At 73.2% G+C, this 23,582-nt stretch carries 20 protein-coding genes and 1 tRNA gene; 11 read left to right on the top strand and 10 right to left on the bottom strand.

The features are described 5' to 3' along the window. Positions 1–67 precede the first annotated feature (67 nt). Entirely contained in the window at positions 68–1,105 is a 1,038-nt protein-coding gene (locus GVL05_RS02175; RefSeq protein WP_159570921.1) for a glycerate kinase, read from the bottom strand. 118 nt (positions 1,106–1,223) lie between these two features. Here GVL05_RS02175 and GVL05_RS02180 point away from each other — a divergent pair, with 118 nt between their 5' ends. From GVL05_RS02180 to GVL05_RS02205, 6 genes are all read left to right on the top strand, one after another. Next, complete coding sequence (locus GVL05_RS02180; protein ID WP_159570924.1) at positions 1,224–2,351, top strand: hemin ABC transporter substrate-binding protein; 1,128 nt, start codon at positions 1,224–1,226, stop codon at positions 2,349–2,351. Then, positions 2,348–3,451, top strand: coding sequence for an iron ABC transporter permease (locus tag GVL05_RS02185; RefSeq protein ID WP_159570927.1), 1,104 nt, complete (start codon positions 2,348–2,350; stop codon positions 3,449–3,451). Before GVL05_RS02180 ends, GVL05_RS02185 begins: the two co-directional genes overlap by 4 nt. Then, positions 3,448–4,251, top strand: a complete 804-nt coding sequence (locus GVL05_RS02190) for a heme ABC transporter ATP-binding protein (RefSeq protein WP_131922132.1) — start codon at positions 3,448–3,450, stop codon at positions 4,249–4,251. Before GVL05_RS02185 ends, GVL05_RS02190 begins: the two co-directional genes overlap by 4 nt. Continuing rightward, entirely contained in the window at positions 4,248–5,246 is a 999-nt protein-coding gene (locus GVL05_RS02195; RefSeq protein WP_159570930.1) for a hypothetical protein, read from the top strand. The genes GVL05_RS02190 and GVL05_RS02195 overlap by 4 nt, the downstream gene beginning before the upstream one ends. A gap of 56 nt (positions 5,247–5,302) precedes the next feature. Next, positions 5,303–5,878, top strand: coding sequence for a hypothetical protein (locus GVL05_RS02200; protein ID WP_111085395.1), 576 nt, complete (start codon positions 5,303–5,305; stop codon positions 5,876–5,878). A gap of 70 nt (positions 5,879–5,948) precedes the next feature. Then, positions 5,949–9,566, top strand: coding sequence for an HtaA domain-containing protein (locus GVL05_RS02205; RefSeq protein WP_159570933.1), 3,618 nt, complete (start codon positions 5,949–5,951; stop codon positions 9,564–9,566). Positions 9,567–9,623: 57 nt separating this feature from the next. Here the strand turns inward: GVL05_RS02205 and GVL05_RS02210 are convergent, their stop codons facing one another. The 6 genes from GVL05_RS02210 to GVL05_RS02235 form a co-directional block, all read right to left on the bottom strand. Further along, entirely contained in the window at positions 9,624–10,991 is a 1,368-nt protein-coding gene (locus GVL05_RS02210) for a M20/M25/M40 family metallo-hydrolase (RefSeq protein ID WP_235035802.1), read from the bottom strand. Next, positions 10,988–12,547 carry an ABC transporter substrate-binding protein gene (locus tag GVL05_RS02215; RefSeq protein WP_159570936.1) on the bottom strand — a complete coding sequence of 520 codons (1,560 nt, stop codon included), beginning with the start codon at positions 12,545–12,547 and terminating at the stop codon, positions 10,988–10,990. The genes GVL05_RS02210 and GVL05_RS02215 overlap by 4 nt, the downstream gene beginning before the upstream one ends. Next, a complete protein-coding gene (locus tag GVL05_RS02220; protein WP_235035803.1) occupies positions 12,544–13,680 on the bottom strand; it encodes an FAD-dependent oxidoreductase in 1,137 nt (378 codons plus the stop codon). Before GVL05_RS02220 ends, GVL05_RS02215 begins: the two co-directional genes overlap by 4 nt. After that, entirely contained in the window at positions 13,677–14,945 is a 1,269-nt protein-coding gene (locus tag GVL05_RS02225) for an FAD-binding oxidoreductase (protein ID WP_159570939.1), read from the bottom strand. Before GVL05_RS02225 ends, GVL05_RS02220 begins: the two co-directional genes overlap by 4 nt. 90 nt (positions 14,946–15,035) lie before the next feature. Further along, positions 15,036–15,983, bottom strand: a complete 948-nt coding sequence (bla, locus tag GVL05_RS02230; RefSeq protein ID WP_159570942.1) for a class A beta-lactamase — start codon at positions 15,981–15,983, stop codon at positions 15,036–15,038. 68 nt (positions 15,984–16,051) lie between these two features. Next, positions 16,052–16,122 (bottom strand) — tRNA-Gly (locus GVL05_RS02235). A gap of 198 nt (positions 16,123–16,320) precedes the next feature. On the opposite strand from GVL05_RS02235, the gene GVL05_RS02240 reads away from it, so the two are divergent. Beyond that, entirely contained in the window at positions 16,321–17,469 is a 1,149-nt protein-coding gene (locus tag GVL05_RS02240) for a DUF6177 family protein (protein WP_159570945.1), read from the top strand. Continuing rightward, complete coding sequence (locus tag GVL05_RS02245; protein ID WP_123293483.1) at positions 17,459–17,806, top strand: hypothetical protein; 348 nt, start codon at positions 17,459–17,461, stop codon at positions 17,804–17,806. Before GVL05_RS02240 ends, GVL05_RS02245 begins: the two co-directional genes overlap by 11 nt. Positions 17,807–17,836: 30 nt before the next feature. Here GVL05_RS02245 and GVL05_RS02250 read toward each other — a convergent pair whose 3' ends face one another. From GVL05_RS02250 to GVL05_RS02260, 3 genes are all read right to left on the bottom strand, one after another. Further along, the gene (locus tag GVL05_RS02250; protein WP_131922143.1) at positions 17,837–19,897 is read right to left on the bottom strand and encodes a cytochrome c oxidase assembly protein; all 2,061 of its coding nucleotides are present in this window, start codon (positions 19,895–19,897) and stop codon (positions 17,837–17,839) included. 107 nt (positions 19,898–20,004) lie between these two features. After that, complete coding sequence (locus tag GVL05_RS02255; protein ID WP_132099438.1) at positions 20,005–20,703, bottom strand: DUF6882 domain-containing protein; 699 nt, start codon at positions 20,701–20,703, stop codon at positions 20,005–20,007. 9 nt (positions 20,704–20,712) lie between these two features. Next, the gene (locus GVL05_RS02260; RefSeq protein WP_159570949.1) at positions 20,713–21,807 is read right to left on the bottom strand and encodes a GNAT family N-acetyltransferase; all 1,095 of its coding nucleotides are present in this window, start codon (positions 21,805–21,807) and stop codon (positions 20,713–20,715) included. A gap of 89 nt (positions 21,808–21,896) precedes the next feature. Between GVL05_RS02260 and dcd the strand changes: the two genes are divergently transcribed. The 3 genes from dcd to GVL05_RS02275 all read left to right on the top strand — a co-directional run bounded on the left by dcd (position 21,897) and on the right by GVL05_RS02275 (position 23,465). Further along, positions 21,897–22,484, top strand: a complete 588-nt coding sequence (gene dcd, locus GVL05_RS02265) for a dCTP deaminase (RefSeq protein WP_123339996.1) — start codon at positions 21,897–21,899, stop codon at positions 22,482–22,484. 121 nt (positions 22,485–22,605) lie between these two features. Beyond that, positions 22,606–23,121, top strand: a complete 516-nt coding sequence (locus GVL05_RS02270) for a helix-turn-helix domain-containing protein (RefSeq protein ID WP_159570953.1) — start codon at positions 22,606–22,608, stop codon at positions 23,119–23,121. Then, the gene (locus tag GVL05_RS02275; RefSeq protein ID WP_123293489.1) at positions 23,118–23,465 is read left to right on the top strand and encodes a DUF86 domain-containing protein; all 348 of its coding nucleotides are present in this window, start codon (positions 23,118–23,120) and stop codon (positions 23,463–23,465) included. Before GVL05_RS02270 ends, GVL05_RS02275 begins: the two co-directional genes overlap by 4 nt. The last annotated feature ends 117 nt before the right edge of the window (positions 23,466–23,582 follow it).

Below are 23,582 nucleotides of genomic sequence, written 5' to 3' on the forward strand. Positions count from 1 at the left end.
AGTCTGATGGAGCGCGCCACGGCGTGGGAGGTTCCGATGGGGCTCCCCAGAGCGGGAATCGGGGTGCTCAGGCCAACCGTGCGAGCCGCTGGCCCGCGATGGCGGCGAAGCGCAGCGGATCGGCGAGGGCGTCGGACGGTTCGCCGGTGGTCTGCGTGGCGAGCACGGTGAGCGAGGCAGCGGCGGCGTAGTCGTCGAGCGACGCCTCGATCGCGCCGGCGACGAGCATCGACCGAGCCCCGGGTGCGTGCGTCGCCGTGAGCGACCGCACCACCGACGGGACCTTGCCGGCGGCGGACTGGCCGTCGTACCGGCCCTCGCCGCTGATCACGACGTCGGCGCCGGTGAGCCGGTCGGCCAAGCCGAGGACCTCGGCGACACCGTCCGCGCCGCGGGCCAGGGTCGCACCCCAGGCGAGCAGGCCGAAGCCGACGCCACCCGCGGCACCGGCGCCCGGGGTCGCGGGGTCCACCGAAGGGAAGCGCGCGGCCCAGGCGGCCAGCTGCTCGTCGAACGCGGGGACGCGCGAGGGCGCGATCCCCTTCTGTGGCCCGAAGACCGCGGCGGCGCCGGTCGGGCCGAGCAGGGGTGACGTCACGTCGGTCAGTACGGTCACGCCGAGCGGCGGCAGGGCACGCAGCGAGCCGCGGTCGCCGTCGAACCCGAGCGCCTCGAGCACGGGCCGTCCGCCGTCGGTCGAGGCGCTGCCGCCGATGCCGAGCACGAGCCCCGTGGCGCCGGCGTCGAGCGCAGCGGCGATCGCCTCGCCGAACCCCCGGCTCGTGGCGGTGTCCGGCAGCAGTTCGGTGAGCAGGGGGAGCCCGCTCGTCGCCGCGAGCTCGACCACCGCGCGGCCGTCGGGCAGCCGCAGCCAGTGGGTGTCGACGGGGTCGCCGGCCGGACCCGTGACCGTGACGGGCACGCGGACCGCGCCGGGGACCGCGGTCGCGAAGGCGTCGAGGGTGCCCTCGCCGCCGTCGGCCATCGGCACGAGCACGACGTCGTCGTCGGGGCGTTCGGTCAGCCAGCCGTCGCGGACCGCCTGGGCGACGGACGCCGCGGTCGCGGTGCCCTTGAACGAGTCCGGAGCCACCACGATGCGCACGGGACCACCGTAGCGGGGAGACGGCGACACGTGCTGGACAAGGTAGGCAAGGCTCACCTAAGTTAACGGTTAGGTGAGGCTCACCTAACTTCACGAACCAGCACTCGGGATCATCTCCATGTCGTCACTCCGTCGCGCCCTCACGGCCGCAGCGTCCGCCATCGTCGTCCTCGCCGTGGCGACCGGCTGCACCGGCGGCGGCACCGGCACCGCGGGTGCGACGCAGGCCGCGGGTCGCGGGACGAGCGCGACGGACCCGGCCGCGAGCCTCCAGGCCATCGCCCCGGTGACCGACGCGCAGGACGTGACCGGCGAGCGCACCGCGACCCTGGCGACCGACCTGCCGCCGACGGCGAGCACGGTGGACGAGCCCGAGCTGCCCGTCACCGTCACCGACAACCAGGACACCGAGGTGACCGTCACGAGCGCGGACCGGATCCTCGCGCTTGACATCTCCGGCACGCTGTCGTCCACCGTGTACGGCCTCGGCCTGGGGGACCACCTGGTCGGACGGGACGTCTCGACCGGCTTCTCCGGCACCGAGGACCTGCCGCTCGTCACCCAGAACGGCCACGAACTCTCCGCCGAGGCGATCCTCGCGCTCCGCCCGACCGTGCTGCTGACCGACACCTCACTCGGCCCGTGGGACGTCGTCCTGCAGATCCGGAAGGCCGGTGTCCCCGTCGTCGTCCTGGACCCGCACCGGGACACCACGAACACCGACGCGATCATCGAGCAGGTCGCGACCGCGCTCGGCGTCCCGGCGACCGGCGACCGCCTGGCCGCCGAGGTGCACGCGCAGGAGCAGGCCGTCGCCGCGCAGGTGGCCCGGATCGCGCCGTCGGCTCGGGCCGACAAGCTGAAGATGGTGTTCCTGTACGTGCGGGGGAACGCCGGGATCTACTACCTGTTCGGCAGCGAGTCCGGCGCCGACTCGCTCATCGACGCCGTCGGCGGGCGGGACGTCGCGACGGAACAGGACTGGACGGGCATGCGCCCCGTCAACGCCGAGGCGCTGGTCGCCATGCAGCCGGACCTGGTGATCATGATGACCAAGGGGCTCGAGTCCGTCGACGGCGTCGACGGACTGCTCCAGCGGGTCCCCGCGATCGCGAAGACGCCCGCAGGTGAGCACCGCCGCATCGTGGACATGGCGGACACGACGGTGATGAGCTTCGGGCCGCGCACGCCCGAGATCGTGGCCGCGTTGGCCGCGGCGATCTACGGTCCGGCGGACGCCTCATGACCGTCCGGGAGGAACGGATCGCGCCCGCCACGCACGTCCCCGCAGCACCGGCGGTCACGTCCAGGTCGCGGGCCGGCCGCATCGCGCTCCTCACCATCGGGCTCGTGGTGGCGCTCGTCGTCGCGACGCTGGTGTCGGCGAGCGTCGGACAGCTCGGGATCTCGCCCGCCGAGGTGCTCCGGACCGTCGGCCGGTCGCTCGGCCTGCCCGTGGACGGCCCGGCCGACGACCTCGTCACCCAGGCGCTGTGGACGATCCGGTTCCCGCGGGTGGTGATGGCGCTGCTGATCGGTGCTGCGCTCGCCGCAGCCGGTGTGCTCATGCAGGCCGTGTTCGCGAACCCCCTGGCCGACCCCGGCGTCGTCGGGGTGTCCGGTGGCGCGGCGTTCGGGGCCTGCGCCTCGATCGTGTTCGGCCTGCAGTTCGCCGGGTACTGGACGACGCCGCTGATGGCCTTCGCCGCGGGCCTGGTCGCGACGCTGCTCGTCTACGGGCTGTCCCGTGCCGGCGGCCGCACCGAGGTCGTCACACTCCTGCTCACCGGCATCGCCGTGAACGCGTTCACCGGCGCGGGGCTCGCCTTCCTGACGTTCCTCGGCGACCAGCAGGCGCGCGAGCAGATCGTGTTCTGGCAGCTCGGGTCCCTGAACGGCTCGATGTGGGACCAGGCCGCAGCGATCGCCCCCGTCATCGGTGCGGGCCTCGTCGGCGCCGTCGTGCTGACGCGTTCGCTCGACCTGCTCGCCCTCGGTGACCGGGCCGCGCGGCACGTCGGGGTGCGGGTCGAGGCCGTCCGGGTCGTCGCGATCGTCGTGGTCGCCCTGCTCGTCGGCGCAGCGGTCGCGTTCGCCGGCATCATCGCGTTCGTCGGGCTCGTCGTCCCGCACCTGATGCGGATGGTCATCGGCCCGGCACACGGCCCGCTGCTGCTGGTCTCGACGCTCGGCGGCGCCCTGCTCCTGACGATCGCCGACCTGCTCGCGCGCACCCTGGTGCCGTACGCGGACCTGCCGATCGGCATGCTGACCTCGCTCGTCGGCGGTCCCTTCTTCTTCTGGCTCCTGCGCCGTGCCCGCCGACGGTCGGGAGGCTGGGCATGATCGAGTCGAGCGCGGTCGGCGCCGTGGTCGCCTCCGGGATCGGCGTCGTCATCGACGGACGACCGCTGCTCGCCGACGTCGACCTGACCGTGCGCGCGGGCGAGGTCCTGGCGCTCGTCGGTCCGAACGGTGCCGGCAAGTCGACCCTGCTCCGGGCGATCGCCGGTGACCTCGCGCACAGCGGCACGGTCGCGATCGACGGCGTGCGCACCGGCGGCGAAGCACCGCTCGCGACCGCTCGTCGGCGCGCCGTGCTCGAGCAGGACACCGCGGTGGCCTTCGGGTTCCGCGTCGGCGAGGTCGTCCGGATGGGCCGTGCTCCGTGGCGGGGGACCCCGCGAGCGGTCGACGACGACACCGTGGTCGCGCGGGTGCTCGACCAGGTCGAACTCGCCGACCGGATCGACCAGGCGTTCCCCTCGTTGTCGGGCGGGGAGCGCGCCCGGGCCTCGTTCGCCCGGGTCCTGGCGCAGTCGACCCCGGTGCTCCTGCTCGACGAACCGACCGCCGCCCTCGACCTGCGGCACCAGGAGGCCGTGCTGGCCGTCGCCCGCGCACACGCCCGGGCCGGCGGCGCCGTCGTCGTGGTGCTCCACGACCTGAGCCTCGCCGGGGCGTACGCCGACCGCGTCGCCATGCTCGCCGGCGGTCGGATCGTCGCCGACGGCACCCCCACCGACGTCCTGACCGCCGACCGCATCGGCACCGTCTACCGACACCCGGTCACCGTCGTGCCCGACCCGAACACCGGCACGCCCGTCGTCGTGCCGTCCCGAACCCTCCAGGAGGCCTCCTCGTGACCACCCGCACCCGCCCGCTGCGGCTCGCGCTCGCCGGACTGCTCGTCGCGCTCAGTGCCGGGGGAGCCGCCCTGGTGGGCGTCGCCCCCGCAGCGGCAGCCGGCCGTGTCAGCGTCGCGATCGAGGGGCACCCCGAGGTCACGAACCAGGTCGACTCGACGTACCTGACGACGCTGCGCCTGCGCGGTTCCGGGTTCCAGGGCATCAAGAACGGGTACGGCGGCATCTACGTGGCGTTCGGCACCGTGAACGGCACCTGGCAGCCGAGCAAGGGCGGGGCGACGGGCGCGGACTACAGCTACGTGCCCGACGACGAGTCGAACCCCACCGGGTACCTCGACTTCGTGGCCTTCGAGGGCAGCACCACCGCGTCGGCGGCGAACGGCGGCACGGTCGACTCCGCCACGGGCACCTGGTCCGCGACCCTCAAGGTCCCCGGTTCGACGTTCCAGGCGCTCGACCGGAACGGTGCCGCGAAGACCGTCGACTGCACGGTCGTGCAGTGCGGGATCATCACGATCGGTGCGCACGGCGTCGCGAACGCGAACAACGAGTCGTTCACACCCGTCTCCGTGCAGAACCTGTACGGCAGCGGCGGCACGCTGGCCGGTGGCGGCACCAGGGCGACCACCGGGCAGGCGCCGGCCGACACGACGGACGCGGGCAGTGCCTCCCGTCCGTCCGCCGAGCCGACGTCCGAGGCGAGCGCCGACACCCGCGCGGCCACGAAGCCGTCCGCGCGGTCGACGACGAAGCCGAGCGCCACCGCGGAGCCGACCGCGTCGGCGACCCCCACCGTGCCGGCCGGGGCGACCCCATCGGCGGTGGCGGCCGCGGCTGCCGACGGCTCCGCGGGCGGGATCGACCCGAGCGTCCTGCGGATCGTCCTCGGCGGCCTGTCCGCGCTCGTCGTGGCCGTCGCGGCGCTCGTCGTCTTCGCGATCGTGCACTCCCGTCGCACCGCACGACGCACCGCGACCGACGTCGCGCCGTAGGACCACCGGACCCGGGTGCTCACAGGGGGCGCCCACATCGAGAGGGAAACACGAACATGACACGAATCGCACGCTCGTTCGGGATCACGCTGGCGGCAGGGGTCGCCGCGGTCGGGATCGCCGTCCTGCCCGCGGTCAGCGCATCCGCGGCCACCGCGGTCACGAACGACTACGGCGCCAGCCTGTCCGTCAGCGGTCCGGCCTCGGTCGTCACCGACGGCCCGGGGGCGCTCCACGGCGTCTCGGACGGCAGCGTCACGGTCACCGGCAGCGGCTTCGACGGGGACGCGCAGGGGCGCGGCTTCGGCGTCTACGTCGTCTACGGGCCCAAGCAGGCGGACTACGCCACCAACTCCGGCTGGTTCGGCTCCGCCCAGTGGGTGTCGAAGAGCGCGTTCACCGCCGGCGGCGGCTTCACCACGACGATCGACGTCGCGAAGTCCTACACCGCGGACCCGCACCACACCGGCGACGCGGCCGCGACCGTCAGCTGCGACTACGACGCCACGAAGACCGCGACCGCCAACGCTGCCCTCGGGCAGTACGAGTGCTTCGTCCAGACGTTCTCGGCGCACGGCGTCGCGAACGACCCGGTCGACCTCGACGAGGTCCAGGTCCCCGTCACCTGGTGACCCACGCGGTGCCCCGGGTCCGCCCGGGGCACCGCCTCCCCGCACGCGCACCACCCGACCCGAGGAACCGATGCACACCCAGACCAGACCGGCCCGTCGCCTCCGCGCGCTCAGCGCCACCGTCGCCGCGATCATCGGCCTGACCGCGGCCGTCGCTGGCACCGTGCCCACCGCGGCGACCGCCGCCACCGCGGCCTCGGGTCCGAGCACGTCCGTCACGGGCGGCACGCTCGACTGGGGGTTCAAGCAGTCGTTCCGGAACTACGTGCCGGCCGCAGGGCAGTCGGTGTCCGGCGGTGCGTCGAAGAACGCCGACGGCACGTTCCGGTTCGCCGCGTCGGGCGGCAGCTACGACCCCGGCACGCGGAAGCTCACCGTCACGGGTTCCGGCGCCGCGGTGTTCGACTACCGGGCGCACACGTTCGTCATCTCGCTGCGCGACCCTGCGATCGAGCTCACGCCGACCACCGGCACCCTGACCGCCGGGGTCGACGTGCGGCTGGTGGACCCGACGACCGGTGCCAGGACGTCCGACCCGGGGACGAAGCGCATCGCGTTCGCGACGATCGACGTCACCAAGGGCACCCGATCGGTCACCGACGGGAAGTACTCGTGGACTGGTCTGCCCACCACGATCACCGCGGCGGGTGCAGCGGCCTTCGCAGCCGACGTCACCGGCGGCGGGAACCCGACCCAGTTCTACGCCGCGGGCACCGCGCTGGACCCGCTGTCGGTCGCCGTGACGGGCGACTGGGCCGCCGAGGGCACGGACGGTGACGGCGGCGCCGACGGTGACCAGGGGTTCAGCGACCCCGGCGTCCAGGGGCTCGTGAGCACCGGCGTGCAGACCACGGTCGGTGACCGCACGATCGGCCGGGTCACCACGGTGGTGCGGGACGCCACGCGCGCCCTGAACGTCGTGCAGGTACCGGCGGCCGGAACCGCCAAGGCAAGTTACTTCGTCGTGGACGACGACGGCAAGCGCGTCGCCGGGCCGATCGACCCCGGTGTCGCCACCTCGAAGCCGAGCGTCGACCCGTCCACCGGGAACATCGTCGCGACCGCGTCGTTGCCCGCCGCGGAGTTCGGCGGCACCGGCGCGAACGTCCAGGGCTGGGTCGTCGTCGAACGCGGCACGGATGCCGCCTACCGGGACGTCGTGCACGTGAAGCCGTCCGTCGCGGTGCCCGCCGCGAAGGCGTTCACGATCGACCCCGCCGACGGCTCGATCGTCGCGCAGGTCGCCCCGGCCGCGAACGGCGGGTCCGCGGGGCTGCTGCGGGTGGCCGCCGTCGGCGCGGGAGTGGGAGCGGGTGCTGGTTCTGGTTCGGGTGGCTCTGGCTCTGGCTCTGGTTCTGGTTCCGGTTCTGATTCGGGTGCGGTGACCGAGGTCGGCACCAGCCCCGCTGGCGGGACCGTCCGCGCCGTCACCCGCACGGCAACCCTGATCGGCTCGGTCACCGGGACGATCTCGTCGGTCGGCGTCGACTGGACCGGCAAGCGCGCCGTCGTCTTCGACCAGGCCGCCGCCCTCGCCCGCGTCGTCGCCCTCGACACCGGGGCCTCGGTCGCCGACGTGTCGATCGGCGCCGCCGCGACGTCCGGGGCCACCGGCGGGACCGTCGTCGACTCCCGAGGCCGGGCGTGGTGGAGCAACGACGGCGACGCCACGCTCCGAGCCGTCTCGTTGCGCGGGACCCCGGCCGTGACGACCTCGATCGACCGGGTCGGCGGTGCCGCGTACCTGGCCGTCGACGAGTCCGCGAAGCGCCTCTGGGTGTCGGCCGCCGGCAGCACCGACACCGGCAACGTCGTCCGCGCCTACGCGATCGACGGCAGCACCGCGCCCACGCTCGGAGCCGAGTACCAGCCCGGCACCACCTACACCGGCGACCCGATCGTGGTCGCCGCCGACGGCCGCGCGGTGGTCGGCGTCGTGAACGCCGCGACCGACGCCGCCGACCAGGGGCTCCGCACGTTCACGGTCGTGACCACCCCGACCATCACGGCGCAGCCGGCCGACGTCGCCGTGACGCTGACCGGCGCGACCACCGGAACCGACGGCAGCACGACCCCCGCCACGCCGCAGCAGGTGTCCTTCGCGGTCACCACGACCGGGACCCCGACGCCCACCGTGCAGTGGCAGCAGCACACCCCGTCCGGCTGGGCCGACCTGCAGGACGGCCCCTCGGTCGCCGGCGCGACGACCAGCACACTCCGCATCACGGCCACCGAGGGGCTGGACGGCGACCGGTACCGCGCGGTCGCCACGAACGTCCTCGGTGCGACCGTCGTCGGTCGGGTCGCCTCGGACACCGCGACCCTGCGCGTCACCGTGCAGGCGCCGACGAACCCGGGCGGCGGCACCGGCGGCGGGGGAACGGGCGGCGGCGGCACCGGCGGCGGGTCGACCGTGGTCGGTGCGGACGGGTCGATCACCGGGGCGGAGAACGCCCGGGGTGCCTCGACGAACGTGCGGCCGGCCACCGGCCTCTCGACCGCCGCGGCGGGCACGAAGCTCACCGTGACCGGCTCCGGCTTCACGAAGAACACCAACGGCTCCGGGCTGTACGTGCTGTTCGGGTACGTCACGAAGCACCCGAGCGCCGGGGGAGCGGCCGGCGCGGGCTACGACTACGTCCCCGGGTCCGGCGGCACCGGGCAGGACGGCCAGGGCTTCGTCGCCTGGCCCGACAACACCGGCACCGGCGCCGCAGCGACCGCGAAGCTCAGCGGCACGAAGAACGCCGGCTTCACGCAGGGCGGCGTCATCGCGCGCTCGACGTTCACCGGCCAGTCGACGAAGCGTGTCGACTGCCTGTCCGGGGCCGTGCAGTGCGGGGTCCTGACCATCGGTGCGCACGGCGCCGCCGACGCCGCGCTCGAGACCTTCACGCCGGTGTACTTCGCCGGACAGACGGTCCCCGGCACCCTGCCGACCGGTCCGACCACGGGTGGTGGTACCGGCGGCAACGGCGGCACGGTGATCCAGCCGCCCGTCGTGCAGCTGCCGCCGGCCGCCACGGCACCGACCATCACGAACGCCTCGGACACGGCGCCGACGGCCGCGCCGACCGCAGCGCCGCGGAACACCGCCGCCCAGCCCCGGAACAGCGCGAAGGCCCCCTCGGCCGCCGAGCCACCCACGGCCCCCGCCGCGGACTCCGACGAGCTGGCACGCAAGATCGACGCCGGCGACATCACGACCGTCGCGGCCGCCGACGCCGGGATCCCCGACGAGGTCACCGCCGGTGACCAGCTCGAGCTCCGCCTGCCGTGGACGGGCGACGACGAGGGCGGGAGCGTGTGGACCTACTCCGAACCGGTGCAGGGCGACGACTTCACCGTCGAGGACGCCACAGCCACCGCCTCGGTCGACACCACGGGCCTGGAGGTCGGCGACCACCACGTCGTGCTCGTCGGGGACCAGGGAACGGTCGTCGCGGTGCCGTTCTCGGTGACCGACGGCGTCGAGGCGGTCACGCAGCAGGCCGACGGGTCGGTCGCCGCCGCGGCCGCGTCCGACGGGAGCAGCGGCGGGGGGATGTCCACCGAGACGCTGCTGCTCGTCGTGATCGGGTTCCTCGGCGGGCTCGTGGTGCTCGCGATCGGCCTGGTCGTGCTGCTGCTGACGGGGGTGCTGCAGGTTCGGACGCGGCGGAAGCCATCGGCACCTGCCGCCGCCTGACGCCCGGGCGCTGGCGTCGCGTGACGGCGCCAGCGCCCGGCCCAGGCGCCCGGCGGGTCAGCCTCCGGCCGCTCCGAGGCCGGCGAGGAAAGTCGCCTCGGCCAGGGCCATGTGCTCGATCTCGGACGGATCGACGCTCTCGTCCGGCGCGTGCACGTTCGCAGCCGGCTCGGACACCCCCGCCAGGATGACCTCGACCCCCGGGATCGCCCGCTCGAGCGTCGCGCAGAGCGGGATCGATCCGCCGCCGCCGAGGGAGCCCACGGAGGACACCCGGTACGACGATGCCAGTGCGCTCCGGAACGCCGACGAGTACTGCCCCGCCGTCGCCCGGAAGCCGTCGCCCGTGCCCGTGACCCGCGCGGTGACCTCGACCCCGGCGGGCGCTCGCCGCAGCAGGTGCGCCACGAGCAGATCGCCGGCGGCAGCGGGGTCGACGCCCGGCGGGACCCGGAGGTTCAGCGCGGCACCGGCGGTCGCCTGCACGGACGGCGACGACCCGGCGACCGCCGGCGCATCGATGCCGACGACGGTCAGCGCCGGCCGTGCCCAGACCTGGGATGCCGGGTCCCCGGACCCGATCGGCACCGCGCCGTCGAGCAGCCCGGCGTCGGCGGCGAACCGGTCGGCGTCGTAGGGCAGGCCGTCCCAGGTCTGCGAGGCCTCGAGCCCGTCGACGGTGGTGTCCCCGGCGTCGTCGCGCAGCGTGGCGAGCAGGGCCACCAGGGTCGCGATGGCATCGGGTGCGGCACCGCCGAACATCCCGGAGTGCACGTTGCCGTGCAGCGCACGGACGCGCAGCTCGACGAACGCCGTGCCGCGCAGGGTGGTCACGAGCGCGGGGACCCAGACGGCGGCGTTGCCGGCGTCCATCACGACGGCTGTGTCGACGTCGGCGAAGTCCGCTGCGTGGGTGGACACGTACTGCTCGAGACCGTCGGTGCCCTGCTCCTCGGACCCCTCGACGACCACGACGAGTCCGACCGGGAACGAGCCGTGCACGTCGAGCAGCGCCCGCAGCGCCACGAGGTGGGTGACGACCCCGCCCTTGCAGTCAGCAGCACCGCGACCGTACAGGCGACCCTGTCGCTCGGTCAGGGTCCACGGGTCGCTCGTCCACGCTGCGAGGTCGCCCGCGGGCTGGACGTCGTGGTGGGCGTAGAGCAGGACCGTCGGGGTGCCGGGCGGCGCGGGGTGGGTCGCGAGGACCGCCTGCGAGCCGTCCGACGTCGTGACGAGGCGCGAGGTCAGGCCGAGGCCGTCGAACGCACCCCGCACGCGCTCGGCGACGCGGCGGCAGTCGTCGAGCGACTGCACGGCCGGGTCGTGGACGGACGGGATGGCGACGAGCGCCGCGAGCTCGTCGAGCCCCGCGGGCATCCCGGCGCGGACCGCGTCGCGCAGCGCTGCGTCGCCGGTGCTCACGAGCGCCCGATCTCCCAGAGACGGAACTCACCAGAGGCGTCGACCGACTTCGTCAGCCCGGTGAGCGACTTCTGCCCGATGACGTTCTCCTGCCCGGCGAGCAACGGGATGAGCGGCACGGACTCGGCGGTGTCCTGCTGGATCTCCTCGATCTGCTTCGTCCGCTCGGTCGCGTCGGCCTCGACCGCCTGCGCTGCGACCAGCTGCTGCACGGCCCGGTCGTCGAAGTGGTTCGCGAGCAGGTTGACGTCCTCGGAACCGTAGGCCGGCGTCAGGTACGACGAGGCGTCGGGGTAGTCCTGGAAGAACCCGAGTTGGAAGACCGGGTACTCGCCCTTGCCGACGTTCCCGACGTAGGTGTCCCAGCTCGCCGACTGCAGGTCGACCGTGAACAGGCCGGTGTCCTCGAGCTGCTGCTTGATCAGTGCGTACTCGTCGTCCGACCCGGAGCCGTAGTGGTCGGTCGTGTACTCGATCGGCAACGTGACGGGCGTGCGCACGCCGGCCTTCTCGAGGATGGCCGCGGGGTCGGCGCCGTCGTACTCCGTCTGGAACGCATCGGTCGCGCCGGTGAAGTCGGACGGCACGATCGAGTACGCCGGAGCGTAGGTGCCCTGGTAGACGTCCTTCGCGATCGCCGCGCGGTCGACCGTCGCGGCGACGGCCTGGCGGATCGCGGTCTTCTGCGCGGTGTCGTCACCGGGCATCGTGTCGAGGTTGAAGCCGAGGAACCGGACCTCGCCCGACGAGCCCTGGACCCGCTGCAGGCCGTCGTCCTCGGACAACGAGGTGACCTCGGTCGGTGTGAGCTGGCGGTACGCCACATCGGCGTCACCCCCCTGCACCGCGAGCTTGAGGTCGGCGGACTTCGTGTACTGCTTGATCGTCACGCTCGACGACTCCGGCGCGGTGCCGTCGTACTCCTTGTTCGCCGTCAACGCGATGGTCGCCCCGCCGTCGGCGGACTGCTGCAGCGCGTACGGACCGGACCCGACGACCCCGTCGTCCGCGTGGACCTCCGTCTTCGAGAACACCCCGCTGTCGACGATCGCCCCGGCCATGCTCGCCAGGACGTACGGGAACGTCTGGTCGTTCGCCTGCTTCAGGGTGAACGTGACCTCGTCGCCGTCGGCCGCCACGGACGCCATGTTGGCGAGCAGCGACCCCGGACCGTTCTCGGAGCCGATGCCGACCTGGCGCTCGAACGAGAACACGACGTCCTTCGCCGTCAGGGCGTCACCGTTCGAGAACGTGAGCCCGTCACGGATCCGGCACACGTAGTGGGTGCCGTCGGTGAAGTCGCACGACTCGGCGACCTCGGGACTCGTCGTGGTCTTGCCGGCCGGGTAGGTGAGCAGGTGCTGGTACAGCTGCGTCTGCACCGTGTAGCTGCCGCGGTCCCAGGCGCCGGCCGGGTCGAGGGACGTGACGGGATCGGTCGTCCCGATCACCAGGCCGTCGGAGACGTCGGTGGACGCCCCGGTCGAGGCGCAGCCGGTGAGCACGGCGGCGACGGCAGCGGAGAGCGCGAGCGCGGAGAGGAGTCGGGTCGTCACGGGGTTCCTGAGGGGGATGGTTTCGAGAGGGAGAAACGGGGATGTGCGGCCCCGCCGGTCGCGAGGTCGGCGATCATGTCGCCGAGCAGCGGTGCGAACTTGAAGCCGTGGCCGGAGAACCCGGTCGCGACGGTGACGGGACCACGTCGGTCGATCACGAAGTCCTCGTCGGGGGAGTTGTCGTACAGGCAGCTGATGAAGGTCGGCTTCGTCGCGTCGACACCGGGCACGTACCGCGCGACGTAGGCCTGCAGCCGCTCGGCCTCGGCCGGCACGGGCGTGAAGTCGCGGTGGTCCGGATCGACGACGGGGCCGGTGCCGTGGAACCCGACCTTGACGCCCTCGCCCGGGGTGAGCAGGCCGTACACGTCGTCGTCGGCCGCCCAGTGCACGAAGCTCGGCCACGCCTGGTCCGGCAGACGGCTGGGGAAGTGCGCGGGCTGCTCCTGGGTGACGCGGATGGCCGGGAGGCCCGCCCCGCGTCCGGCGAGCAGGTCGCCGACCAGCGCGGGAGCCCACGACCCCACGGCCGCCACCACGGACGAGCTGCGGTGGGTGGACCCGTCGGACAGCGTCACGGTCACGTCGTCGCCGTGGTCCTCGAGCCCCGTCACGCCCGTGTCGAAGCGCAGCTCGGCGAGCCCCGTCCGTTCCGCCAGGGTGAGGAACAGCTCGATGGCGCGGTCGGACCGGATGCGACCGGCCGTGGCGTGCGCGAGCACGTGGCCCTCGAACGCGATCCCCGGCCAGCGTGCGGCCGCGGCGTCCGGGGTGAGGGTCTCGTACGGGATGCCGGCGTCCGTCAGCGCGGCGGCGATGGCGTCGACGACCTCGGCGCGGCCGTGGTCGACGGCCCCGGTGCGGACGATGAGCTCCTCGTCCGCAGCGCCCTCGAGCGCTTCCCACAGCGCCAGCGCGCGGGAGGTCAGGGCGACGTACTCGGGGTCGGCGTAGCCCTGCCGGAAGATCCGGGTGGCGCCGTGGGACGAGCCGTTGTGGTGCCCGCGCTCGTGCTGCTCGACGAGCAGGACGCGCTCGCCGCGGAGTGTGAGGGCGTACGCGGTGGCGGCGCCGACGACCCCGCCGCCGATCACGACGTGCGCCGGGGCCCGGTCGCTCAGCACGTCGCTCATGCCACGGCTCCGGCTCGTCGGGCGTCAGCCTCGCGCCGCGCCGGCATCATCGCCACCACCTCGGCCTCGGCCGGGGCCGCCGCCGGGAACCGTGCCGGGGCGTAGCGGCTCGCGTCGCCGAGGGTGGTCGTGCCCGTGACGCTCAGTTCCGCCGCGATCCGCCCGAGGCCCGGACCGTGCGTGACGCCGGACTCGTTGTCGCCACCGGCCACCACAAGTCCGTCCAGCTCGGGGACCGCGCCGACGATGAAGTTCCGGTCGGCGGTCATCGAGACGACGCCCTGCGTGGGGGTCTCGTCGACCCCGAGCACGCTCGCGGCGGCGGGGAGCAGCCGGGCGACGATCGGGTGCAGGTACGTCCGCATGGCGTCGAGCAGGTCCGTGCGAACCGGTCGGCGGTCGGGTTCGTCGCTCCGGTCCGCACCGCCGACGTGCAGCGGCTCGTACCCGGGCCCGGCACCGTACGTCAGGCCACCGCGGTGCTCACGGATCCACAGGCCGTGCAGCTCCGGCAGCATCAGGGTCGGCAGGGTGCCCGGCAGACCGAACGGTGTCGTCACGAGCCGGCTGGCGACGACCCGGACCGTCGGCAGCTCGCGCCCGAAGGGGGCGAGGAGGGCGTTCGTCCAGCTGCCGGCGGCGAGCACGACCTTCGCGGCGTCGATGACCTCGCCGTTCGCGGTCCGGACGCCCGTGACGGAGCCCCCACGGGCCTCCAGACCGGCGACCGGAGTGTGCTCGCGGATCTCGACGCGCCGTGCACGGACCGCGTGCACCAGCGCTGCGGCCGTGTCCGGCGCACTGATCTGGATGCCGTCCGGATGGAGGAAGCCCGCGGTGACCGCGGTCGGGTCGAGCCCGGGCACGAGGTCGGCCGCCTCGGCCGGGGTGAGCGTCCGCGCCCCGGCCGGCCGGAGCGGGTGCTGCTCGAACGGCGGCAGGTGGTCGGCCTGGCCCTGCTCGGTGACGGTCAGCCAGACGTTGCCGTTCTGCCGGTACCCGGTCGGGCCGTGGCCGGCGCCGGCGAGGTCGCGGTAGAAGTCGATGCCGTACTGCTCGACGTCGCGTTCGGACTCGTTCCAGTACCAGGCGTACCCGGCTGCCCACTGGCCGACGAACCCGGCACCCGCGGTGGTCGTGCCCCCGGCGACCGTCCCACTGTCGAGGAGCAGGACCCGCTGCCCGAGCCCGGCGAGGTGCCACGCGGCGCTCAGTCCGATGATGCCGGCGCCGACGACGACCACGGGGGATCCGGAGGAGGACATGGAGCGAGCGTAGTGTCCCGGGGTCCCCGACAGGTGTCGTTCATGACGCCGTGTGACGCGGTGCAGAACGGCGATCGCCGCCCCGGTCGATCAGCGGTCGAACGCGTCGAGCACCGCCGATGCCGACCGGGCCACCAGGGCGTCGTCGTAGGCGGCGTCGGGGTCGTTCCGCGTGGTCAGGACCGAGAGCACGATCGGGTCGCCGCCGGGCGGGGTCACCCGCGCCACGTCGTTCCGGATCGGCCCGGCGCCCCCGGACTTGTCGACCACGACCCAGCCGTCGGGTGCGCCGGCCCGGATGAGTGCGTCGCCGGTCGCGTTGCCGCCCATCCAGTCGACCAGCAGCGCGGTGTCGGCGCGGTCCAGGGTGCTGCCGTCGAGCACGGTCGTCAGGGCCGCGGTGAACGCCGCCGGGGTCGTGGTGTCCTCGGTGCTGCCCGGCTCGATGGTGTTGAGGTCCGGCTCGCCGTGGACCACCTCGGTGGTGGTGTCGCCGAGCTCGGTCAACGCGGCGTCCAGGCCGCTCGGACCGCCGATGCGCGTGAGCACGAGGTTCAGGGCCGTGTTGTCGCTCATCCGGACTGCTGCCTCGGCCAGCTGCTCGTACGACAGCCCGTCGGCGACGTGCTGTTCCGTCACGGGGGAGTACCCGGCAGCGGCGACGTCCGCGGCCGTCCAGTGCACGACCTCGTTCCGGGCGTCCGCGGGCACCGAGCGCAGGAACTGTGCCGCGGCGAACGCCTTGATGGTCGAGGCGTAGCCGAAGCGTCGGTCGCCGTTGTACGCGACCGTCGCACCCGTGACGGTGTCGGTCGCGACGACGCCGACCGTCGCGTCGTACTGGCGTTCGAGGCCCGCGAGTGCTCGGCGGACGCGCTCCTGGTGCGGTGCAGCGGCGCTCGCCGTCGGGGTCGGACTCGCCGTCGTCCGGGGCGGTGCCGCGGAACGGGACGTCGCCGGGGACTCGCCGTCCGCACAGCCGGTCAGGACGAGCGCAGTGATCACACCGCCGATCACGAACAAGGCAGAACGACGCATGCGAGCAGCCTTGCGGGTCACCCTGGACACATGCAGGACGGCCGCCCACCGGGCGGCCGTTCGTTCGGAGCGAGTGACGGGAATCGAACCCGCGCTACCAGCTTGGGAAGCTGGAGTTCTACCATTGAACTACACTCGCACACCCCGCAGAACGGGACTCGGCAAGCCTAGCGGATTCTCGCCTGGAAGCCAGCCGACCGCGCACCGTACGCCTCCTGTCGGGCGTGTGTCGTGCCTCCCGAGTCTCCGCTGTGAGCACGCCAGCCTGACGGACAGGTGTCGTCCTCGTGTGTACCGTCCAGGGAGTTCCAGCGCCGAAGAACCCGAGGAGGACCGGATGGTCAGGCATCCCCTCATCGACGACGTGGTCGGTCCCGCCATCGTGGTCGAGTCCGCCTCGCCGGTCGTGTGGCTGACGGACGCGCTCGCCTCACTGCTCCGTCGTTCGGCGGACGCCGGCCGCATGGTCGTGCTGCGGACCGGGCGCGAATCCGCGATCACCCCCGCCCTGCGGCACGCGCTCGGTGCCTACGGTGCCGCGTGGGCCGTCGCCGACTTCGACGGGACGCTGCGCGACGGCCGGACGGGTGCGGCAGCCTCGGGCATCGAGGACTTCGTGCACCGCGGCCCCGAACTCGTCGGCACACCGTCTCCCGAGCACCCGGTCGCAGCCGACTCCGTCCGCCAGATCAGCATCGACCTGACGCTCCGCCACCACGCCGAGCGTGCCGTGGACATGGGGTCCGCGATCGAGGCCCTGTGCCACACCGTCGGCACCTGCCCCACCCGTTGGGGCACCGCCGAACCGCTCTCCGTGCCGTGGGACCGATGGGTCGTCACGCAGTACGCCAAGCACGAGGCGCCCGGGGTGTCGACCTCGTACGCCGTCGGCGAGGGCTTCTCCGCGACGATGACCGCCCACCTGGTCGGTGGCGTCGTCGTCGAGACGATGTCCGCCGTGTTGACCGTGCCCGAGGAGAACACCGACCCGGCGCTCGCGAACCGCCTGTTCGACGCCGTGCAGCAGGTCGCGGACCAGGTCGTGCCCGTCTTCGGTGTGGTGATGCAGCGCCGGGGGGACGCCGACCACCTGATCCGCGCGGTGTCGCACGGCGAGCCGTCGCCGCTCGCCGTCGTCGTCGGACCCGAAGCCTCCGAGTTCCTGGACCGCGACGGGGTCTGGCCGCCACCGCGCACCACGACGGCGACGTTCGGCACCCGGTCCGGGGCAGGCGACCGGTCCGGGGCGGGCGGCCCGTCCGGAGCAGGCGACACCGGTGCCGCTGACAGCGACATCGTCGACGGCGGCATGATCGTCCGCTTCGAGGACGGCTGGGAAGCCCTCGAGTCCTTCCTCGACCGCATCGACGAGGACCGCTTCCTGCAGCTCGTCGGCGGAGCGCCCCTCGACCCTGCCCACGACGAGGGCACGCTCGACGGACACGTGCGGGACGCCCGGGTGGCAGGCGGTCACGGTGCCGCGTGACGTCACCATCCTCTGCCGTCAGCCGGTCGAGCCGCGGGAGGTCGCCGAGGCGCTGCTCCTGCACGACGAGTCCTGGGGTGTCCGAGCCCTCGACGACGGCCCGATGCTGCAGGTCTGCCGCGACGCCACGCACCCGGTGATCACCGTGCTCGGGGTGCGGCGAGTGGACTCGTTCGACGAGGTCGAGCGGATCCTGCCGGACGCTCCCACGATCGCGACGCCGCTGTGGTGGGTCGACACCGTCACCCCGGCGGGGGCCGACGGCGAGTCCGGGATCTCGGCGGCGCTCGAGGCCGCGCTCGACCTCGACGCGGTCTGCATCGTCCACGGCGACTGACGGAGCCGACGCGGACGCCGGACGCGCGCGTCAGTCGCGGCGCGCGGTGTCGGTCGCGTTGATCGCCGCCAGACGTTCGTTGTACGCCTTCAGGTCGGCGTCACCGTCGCGCTCGGCCTTGCGGTCGAGCCGCTTCGCGTCGCGCTTGTCCGTGCGGATCCAGTTCCGCACCACGAGCAGCGCGACGAAGACCATCGGCAGCTCGGAGGCACCCCAGGCGATCCCGCCGCCGGTGTGCTGGTCGTCGAGCAGGGCGGCGTCGTTCGTCTGGCCGAGTGCGTGGAACCAGTCGATCGCGAACACCGACTGCGAGGTCATCACGGCGACGCCGAAGAACGCGTGGAAGGCCAGCGTCGCGAGCAGCGCGATGATCAGGATCGGGTACGGCGGACGCTTCGGCCCCGGGTCGACGCCGACGAACACCCAGAAGAACAGGTAGCCGCTCAGCACGAAGTGGACGACCATCGCGACGTGCCACTCGTGCGACTGCATCGCCGCCTGGTACGCCGGCGTGAAGTAGAACACCACGAGCGACCCGGCGAAGATCACACCCGCGACGGCGGGCTTCCCCATGAACTGCATGTACCGCGAGTGCACGAAGAGCATGAGCCACTCGCGGGCCCCGCGGGAACCGTCGTTGCGGACCGGCAGGGTGCGCATGGCGAGCAGCACCGGCCCGCCGAGCACGAGCGGCAGCGGCACGAACATCATGAGCAGCATGTGCTGGACCATGTGCGACGAGAAGTGGATCATGCCGTACACGGCCGGTCCGGCCGACGTGGTCCAGATGAACAGGGCGCAGCCGATGACCCAGGCGATGGTGCGCCCGACGGGCCACTTGTCGCCGCGCTTCCGGAGCTTCCGCACGGCGAGCAGGTACCAGACGGCACCGACGACGGCGAGCCCGAGCCACACCCAGTCGATGTGCCACTGCGTCAGGTACGTGTGCATCGTCTGGGCCGGCGGGAACGGGAACCCGATCAGGCCGGAGCGGGTGTCCTCACCGGTCTCGGGTGTCTGCGGGATCGGCGGCTGCGAGCGGGACACGGCCACCGAGACGCCGATCGCGACGGCCATGAACACGATCTCGGCGAGCGCGAACCGGGTGAACCGACGGCGGTCGAGCGGCGCGCGGAGCAGCCCGGGCACCAGCTTGCGGCGCTGCACGACGCCGGCGATCCCGAGCAGCACCAGGATGACGGCCTTGACCGTGATGAGTGCGCCGTACGGGGTGGTGACGAGGTCGAGCGGACCGGTCAGCCGCAGCGAGGCGTTGACGATGCCGGAGAACGCGACGGCGCCGAACGACCACCCGGCCAGCGTCGAGTACCGGGAGACCACCCGACCGGTCGCGCCCTTCGTGCGGGTGCGCAGCAGCACCACGGCGACGAGCCCGCCGGCCCAGACGCACACCCCGATCAGGTGGATCGCGAGGGAGTTCACGGCGTTGGCGTGCTCGAGCGAGCCGGCGGCGTGGCCGGACAGTGCCAGGGGGAGCAGGGCGAAGAGGCCGAACACGGTGGCGACGGCGAGCGTCGTGACCCGGGTGGCGAACGCGGCGAGCACGGTCGCGATGAGGATCGCCGCCGCGGAGACCACGAGCGCCTGACCGATCTCGACCTGGAACGCGAACAGCATGAAGTTGCGGGCGAACACCGGACTGGTGAGCGGGACGCCGAGGGTGTTGGCGCCGGTCAGCACGACGGTGACGGCCGCGGCGAGGAACCAGATCGATCCGGTCGCCGCCGCCCAGCGCGTGGCGCGGTGCTGCACGCTCGACAGTGCCCGGTGGTCCTTCTTCTGTGCCGGCAGCGCGAACGCGGCGACGATGAGCAGGCCGACGGTCAGCGCCGCCATGGTGTCGTGCACCACGCGGGCGATCGGCAGGCCGTACTCGACCACGTCGCCGGCGGACACCAGCTGCTGGTTCGCGGTGAACGCCCCGGTGATCGTCAGGCCGAGGATCGAGCACGCGACCGCGAGCGGGATGGCGACGACCAGCACGGTCGCGACGGTGGACGTGCGCGCGGTGACGGGCGCGGATTCCGGCGCCGGGCCTCCGGGCTGGGTTGCGGGGGACGTGACGGTCATCAACCTTGTTCCAGGGACGCGTGCGTCCGCGAGACCGCGGACCCTCCATGGTAGGCGGGTCGGTCTGGAGGCGCGGTGTCAGTCCGCAGCGCGCGCTGCGGCCCGCCTCAGGCTCGCGCCGACGACCCCTGCAGGTCGCGGATCCGGCCCAGCTCGTCGAAGTCGACCGTGATGGTCCCGTCCGCCAACGTCAGCGTGCGCCCGTCCCAGGGGACACCGCGGAGCGACGCCCAGCTCCCCACAGCGCGGCGGTGGTCGTGCACCTCGGTCGTCTGCAGGCCCTCACCGAAGACCCGGACCATCCGGGGGACCGTCGGTGGCGCGAACAGCAGGCCCTCGAACAGCACCCAGAGTCGGGAACCTCCACCGACGTGCCCGCCGAAGCCGAACCACGAACCGGTCGCCAGCCGTGCCGCGATCGACATGTCCCACGCGAACTCGTACCCGGCGTCGGCGGCGTCGGCCTGCCGGTGCTCGCCGAACGGGACCTCGCCCTGCACGAGTTCCGGGATGCCGAGCCGTTCGCCCAGCGCGCGGGTGGCGTTCGCGGCCGCGAGCACCGACGCGGGGTACTGCGACGGGTTCGCCCAGCCCCAGAGCCAGCTGCGCGGCCCCGGTGCGGCCGATCCCAGCAGCTGGATCCGGAACTCGCCCGGGTGCGGCCCGACGAACTGCAGGGTGCCGGCGGCGAGGTCGACGTTCCAGCGTTCGTGGTCGTCGTACAGGTCGGCGAGCTGCAGCTGCGCTTCCCAGGCCAGGAAGACCCCGTCGCTGACCAGATCGTCCATCCCCCGTGAGCGCGTCATGGGGGAACCCTACGCCGGGCGGTGTTCCCAGATCCCCTCGCTGCCGACGCCCACGAACCCGACGGCCTCGTTCACGTCGAGCATCGGGCGGTTCTCCTCGGCGTTGAACGTGATGATCGAGGGGTGCCCCGGGTGGTCGCGCTCGATCGTCTCGATCCCGACGACCTTGAGCAGCCACCCGAGCCGGTGCCCCCGGTGCTCGCGCAGCACGAGGGTGTCGCCCTGCATCACGGGCTGGGCCACGGGCCCAGGGACGGCGAGCTGGGTGAAGCCGACGAGTCCGCCGGACGACACGTCCTCCACGGCGACGGTGCGCATGGTGCGCGGGCCGTCGTCGAGGTGCTGCTCGTGCGTCCGGAGCCGGTCGATCGTCCAGGCGTCCTCGGGCTCGGCCATGTCGCCGGCCGGGGCATCGGTGCTCATCCGGCTCAGGAGGAGTGCGACGTCCGTCTGCCACCGGGACGGAGTCGGTCCGGCCCAGGTGTGCACGCGGTACCGGTCGGCCGCCGCCCGCGTCGCCGCCGCGCGGACGCCGGAGAGCGCATCGGGGTCGGCCGGGAGCTCCAGACGGCTGATCCGGTTCACCTGCCCGAACCGCCACCCCCGGCTCGTCAGGAACCGGGCTCCGGGTTCGTCCTCGGGCACGACGCCGAACCCGGTCGGTGCACGGAGGTACCCGGGGCCCGCTGCGGGGCCGACCTGCCGTGACACGGCGTACGTCTTCCACTGCGTGCGGCCCTGCTGCCTCGCGACCGCTTCGACGTGCTCGGCCAGGAGCGTGCCGATGCCACGGCGCCGGTGCTCGGGCGCCACGCTGACCGCCATCCAGCAGTTCGGGGCGTCCGCGACCGCCTTCGATTCGTACGAGCCGGCCCCCACCGCGGCCCCCTCGTCGTCACGGACCAGGAACAGTCGGCTGGGCGCGTCGGGGTCGATCAGGTACGGCAGTTGTTCCTCGGGCGTCCAGAGCAGTTCCGGCAGTCCGGTGATCGACACCTCGGCGCGGTTCTGCACGTCGACCCACTCGCGGAACGCCCGCACGGTCCCCGGGTCGTCGTCCATCGTGGCGGGGACCACGAGTTCGTGGACGGTGTACGCGGTCATGTCGGTTCCTCCCGGCGGTGCGACGCCGCCCGGCTCCGGACAGCCTCGCAGCATATCGGCGAGGGTCCGCTGCCGCTAGGCTGCACGGCGTGCTGCTCTCCGATCGCGACATCACCGCCCAGCTCGCCGAGGGCCGGATCGGTCTCGACCCCCACGACGCCTCGCTCGTCCAGCCGTCGAGCATCGACGTCCGACTCGACAAGTTCTTCCGGCTGTTCGACAACCACAAGTACCCGCACATCGACCCGGCGGTCGACCAGCCCGACCTGACCCGGCTGGTCGAGACCGACCCGGACGAGGCCTTCGTGCTGCACCCCGGCGAGTTCGTGCTCGGCTCGACCTACGAGGTCGTCACGTTGCCCGACGACATCGCCGCGCGGCTCGAGGGCAAGAGCTCGCTCGGACGCCTCGGGCTCCTGACCCACTCGACCGCGGGCTTCATCGACCCCGGGTTCTCCGGCCACGTGACGCTCGAGCTGTCGAACGTCGCGACGCTGCCGATCAAGCTCTGGCCCGGCATGAAGATCGGGCAGCTGTGCTTCTTCCAGCTGTCCAGCCCTGCCGAGAAGCCGTACGGCTCGGCCGAGTACCAGTCGCGGTACCAGGGCCAGCGCGGGCCGACCCCGTCCCGCTCGGCGCAGAACTTCCACCGCGCGGACGTCTCAGCGCGCCCCTGACCGCGGTCCGTCCGACCCGGAGCGACGTCATCGACGTCGTGCGACATCGATGACGTCGTTCCGGGTCGACACCGCGCGTCATCCAGCGGACGAAATGTTGCATGCTGTGTATCGTTGCAGCATGTCCGCAGTCCCTCCACGTCCGATGCCGACGGTGTCGGCGGCCGCGCTCATCCGTGACGCCCGTGACCGCGCCGAACTGACGCAGGTGCAGCTCGCCCGGCGGGCCGGTGTCACGCAGAGTGTCATCAGCACGTACGAGAACGGCCGACGCGAACCCTCGCTCGCCGCACTCCAGCGCATGCTCCGGGCCGCGGGCTTCACCACGTCGATCGACCTGCTACCGGTCGAGGACCCACCGCCGCTGCGCGAACGCGTCGCCGCAGCACGGCACGACCTCGTCGCCGTCGTGGAGCGGTTCGGCGGCCGCAACCCACGGTTGTTCGGCAGCGTCGCCCGCGGGGAGGACGGCCCGGGCAGCGACGTCGACCTGATGATCGACGTCGACGCCGGGCTCGGCATCTTCGCGCTCATGCGCATCCAGGACGGCGCCGAGCGACTGCTCGGCGTGCGCGTCGACGTCGTGGACGCCGCCGGCATGAGCCCCGAGGTCGTCCGACGCGCGGTGCCGCTGTGAGCCAGGAACCGGTGACGCCCCGGCTGGTCGGCGATCGACTCGACGACGTCATCGGCGCGTGCGAGGCCATCGGCCGGTACGTCGGCGACGAGCGGCTGCCCGAGGACCTGGTGCACGACGCCGTCCGGATGCGGCTGGTCGAGATCGGCGAGGCGGTCCGTGTCCTGCCGAGCACCGTCACCGCGAGCGAACCGGACATCCCGTGGTCGCGGGTGTCCGACCTCGGCGACCGGCTGACCCGGCGCTACTTCGACACCACCCGCGCGGTGGTGTTCGGCACGGCCCACACCGACGTGCCGCACCTGGCCGACGCGGCGCGGCGGTTGCGCGCGACCCGGCCCTGACCCGGCGGGTCGCGCGGGCACCGGACGTGCGTGCACGGCGGACGGGAGGCACGGATCACGACCTGCCCCGGGCCTCCCGTCCGACCGTGGCCGGCCCCACGACGACGCAAGACGGCC

Source organism: Curtobacterium sp. 18060, from assembly GCF_902706105.1.
Taxonomy (GTDB): domain Bacteria; phylum Actinomycetota; class Actinomycetes; order Actinomycetales; family Microbacteriaceae; genus Curtobacterium.

What these genes read in the sequence shown, in the direction of transcription:
- GVL05_RS02180 (WP_159570924.1), top strand. Translation starts at nt 1,224, where the DNA reads ATGTCGTCACTCCGTCGCGCCCTCACGGCCGCAGCGTCCGCCATCGTC.
- GVL05_RS02185 (WP_159570927.1), top strand. Translation starts at nt 2,348, where the DNA reads ATGACCGTCCGGGAGGAACGGATCGCGCCCGCCACGCACGTCCCCGCA.
- GVL05_RS02190 (WP_131922132.1), top strand. Translation starts at nt 3,448, where the DNA reads ATGATCGAGTCGAGCGCGGTCGGCGCCGTGGTCGCCTCCGGGATCGGC.
- GVL05_RS02200 (WP_111085395.1), top strand. Translation starts at nt 5,303, where the DNA reads ATGACACGAATCGCACGCTCGTTCGGGATCACGCTGGCGGCAGGGGTC.
- GVL05_RS02205 (WP_159570933.1), top strand. Translation starts at nt 5,949, where the DNA reads ATGCACACCCAGACCAGACCGGCCCGTCGCCTCCGCGCGCTCAGCGCC.
- GVL05_RS02220 (WP_235035803.1), bottom strand. Translation starts at nt 13,680, where the DNA reads ATGAGCGACGTGCTGAGCGACCGGGCCCCGGCGCACGTCGTGATCGGC.
- GVL05_RS02225 (WP_159570939.1), bottom strand. Translation starts at nt 14,945, where the DNA reads ATGTCCTCCTCCGGATCCCCCGTGGTCGTCGTCGGCGCCGGCATCATC.
- bla (WP_159570942.1), bottom strand. Translation starts at nt 15,983, where the DNA reads ATGCGTCGTTCTGCCTTGTTCGTGATCGGCGGTGTGATCACTGCGCTC.
- GVL05_RS02240 (WP_159570945.1), top strand. Translation starts at nt 16,321, where the DNA reads ATGGTCAGGCATCCCCTCATCGACGACGTGGTCGGTCCCGCCATCGTG.
- GVL05_RS02250 (WP_131922143.1), bottom strand. Translation starts at nt 19,897, where the DNA reads ATGACCGTCACGTCCCCCGCAACCCAGCCCGGAGGCCCGGCGCCGGAA.
- GVL05_RS02255 (WP_132099438.1), bottom strand. Translation starts at nt 20,703, where the DNA reads ATGACGCGCTCACGGGGGATGGACGATCTGGTCAGCGACGGGGTCTTC.
- GVL05_RS02260 (WP_159570949.1), bottom strand. Translation starts at nt 21,807, where the DNA reads ATGACCGCGTACACCGTCCACGAACTCGTGGTCCCCGCCACGATGGAC.
- GVL05_RS02270 (WP_159570953.1), top strand. Translation starts at nt 22,606, where the DNA reads ATGTCCGCAGTCCCTCCACGTCCGATGCCGACGGTGTCGGCGGCCGCG.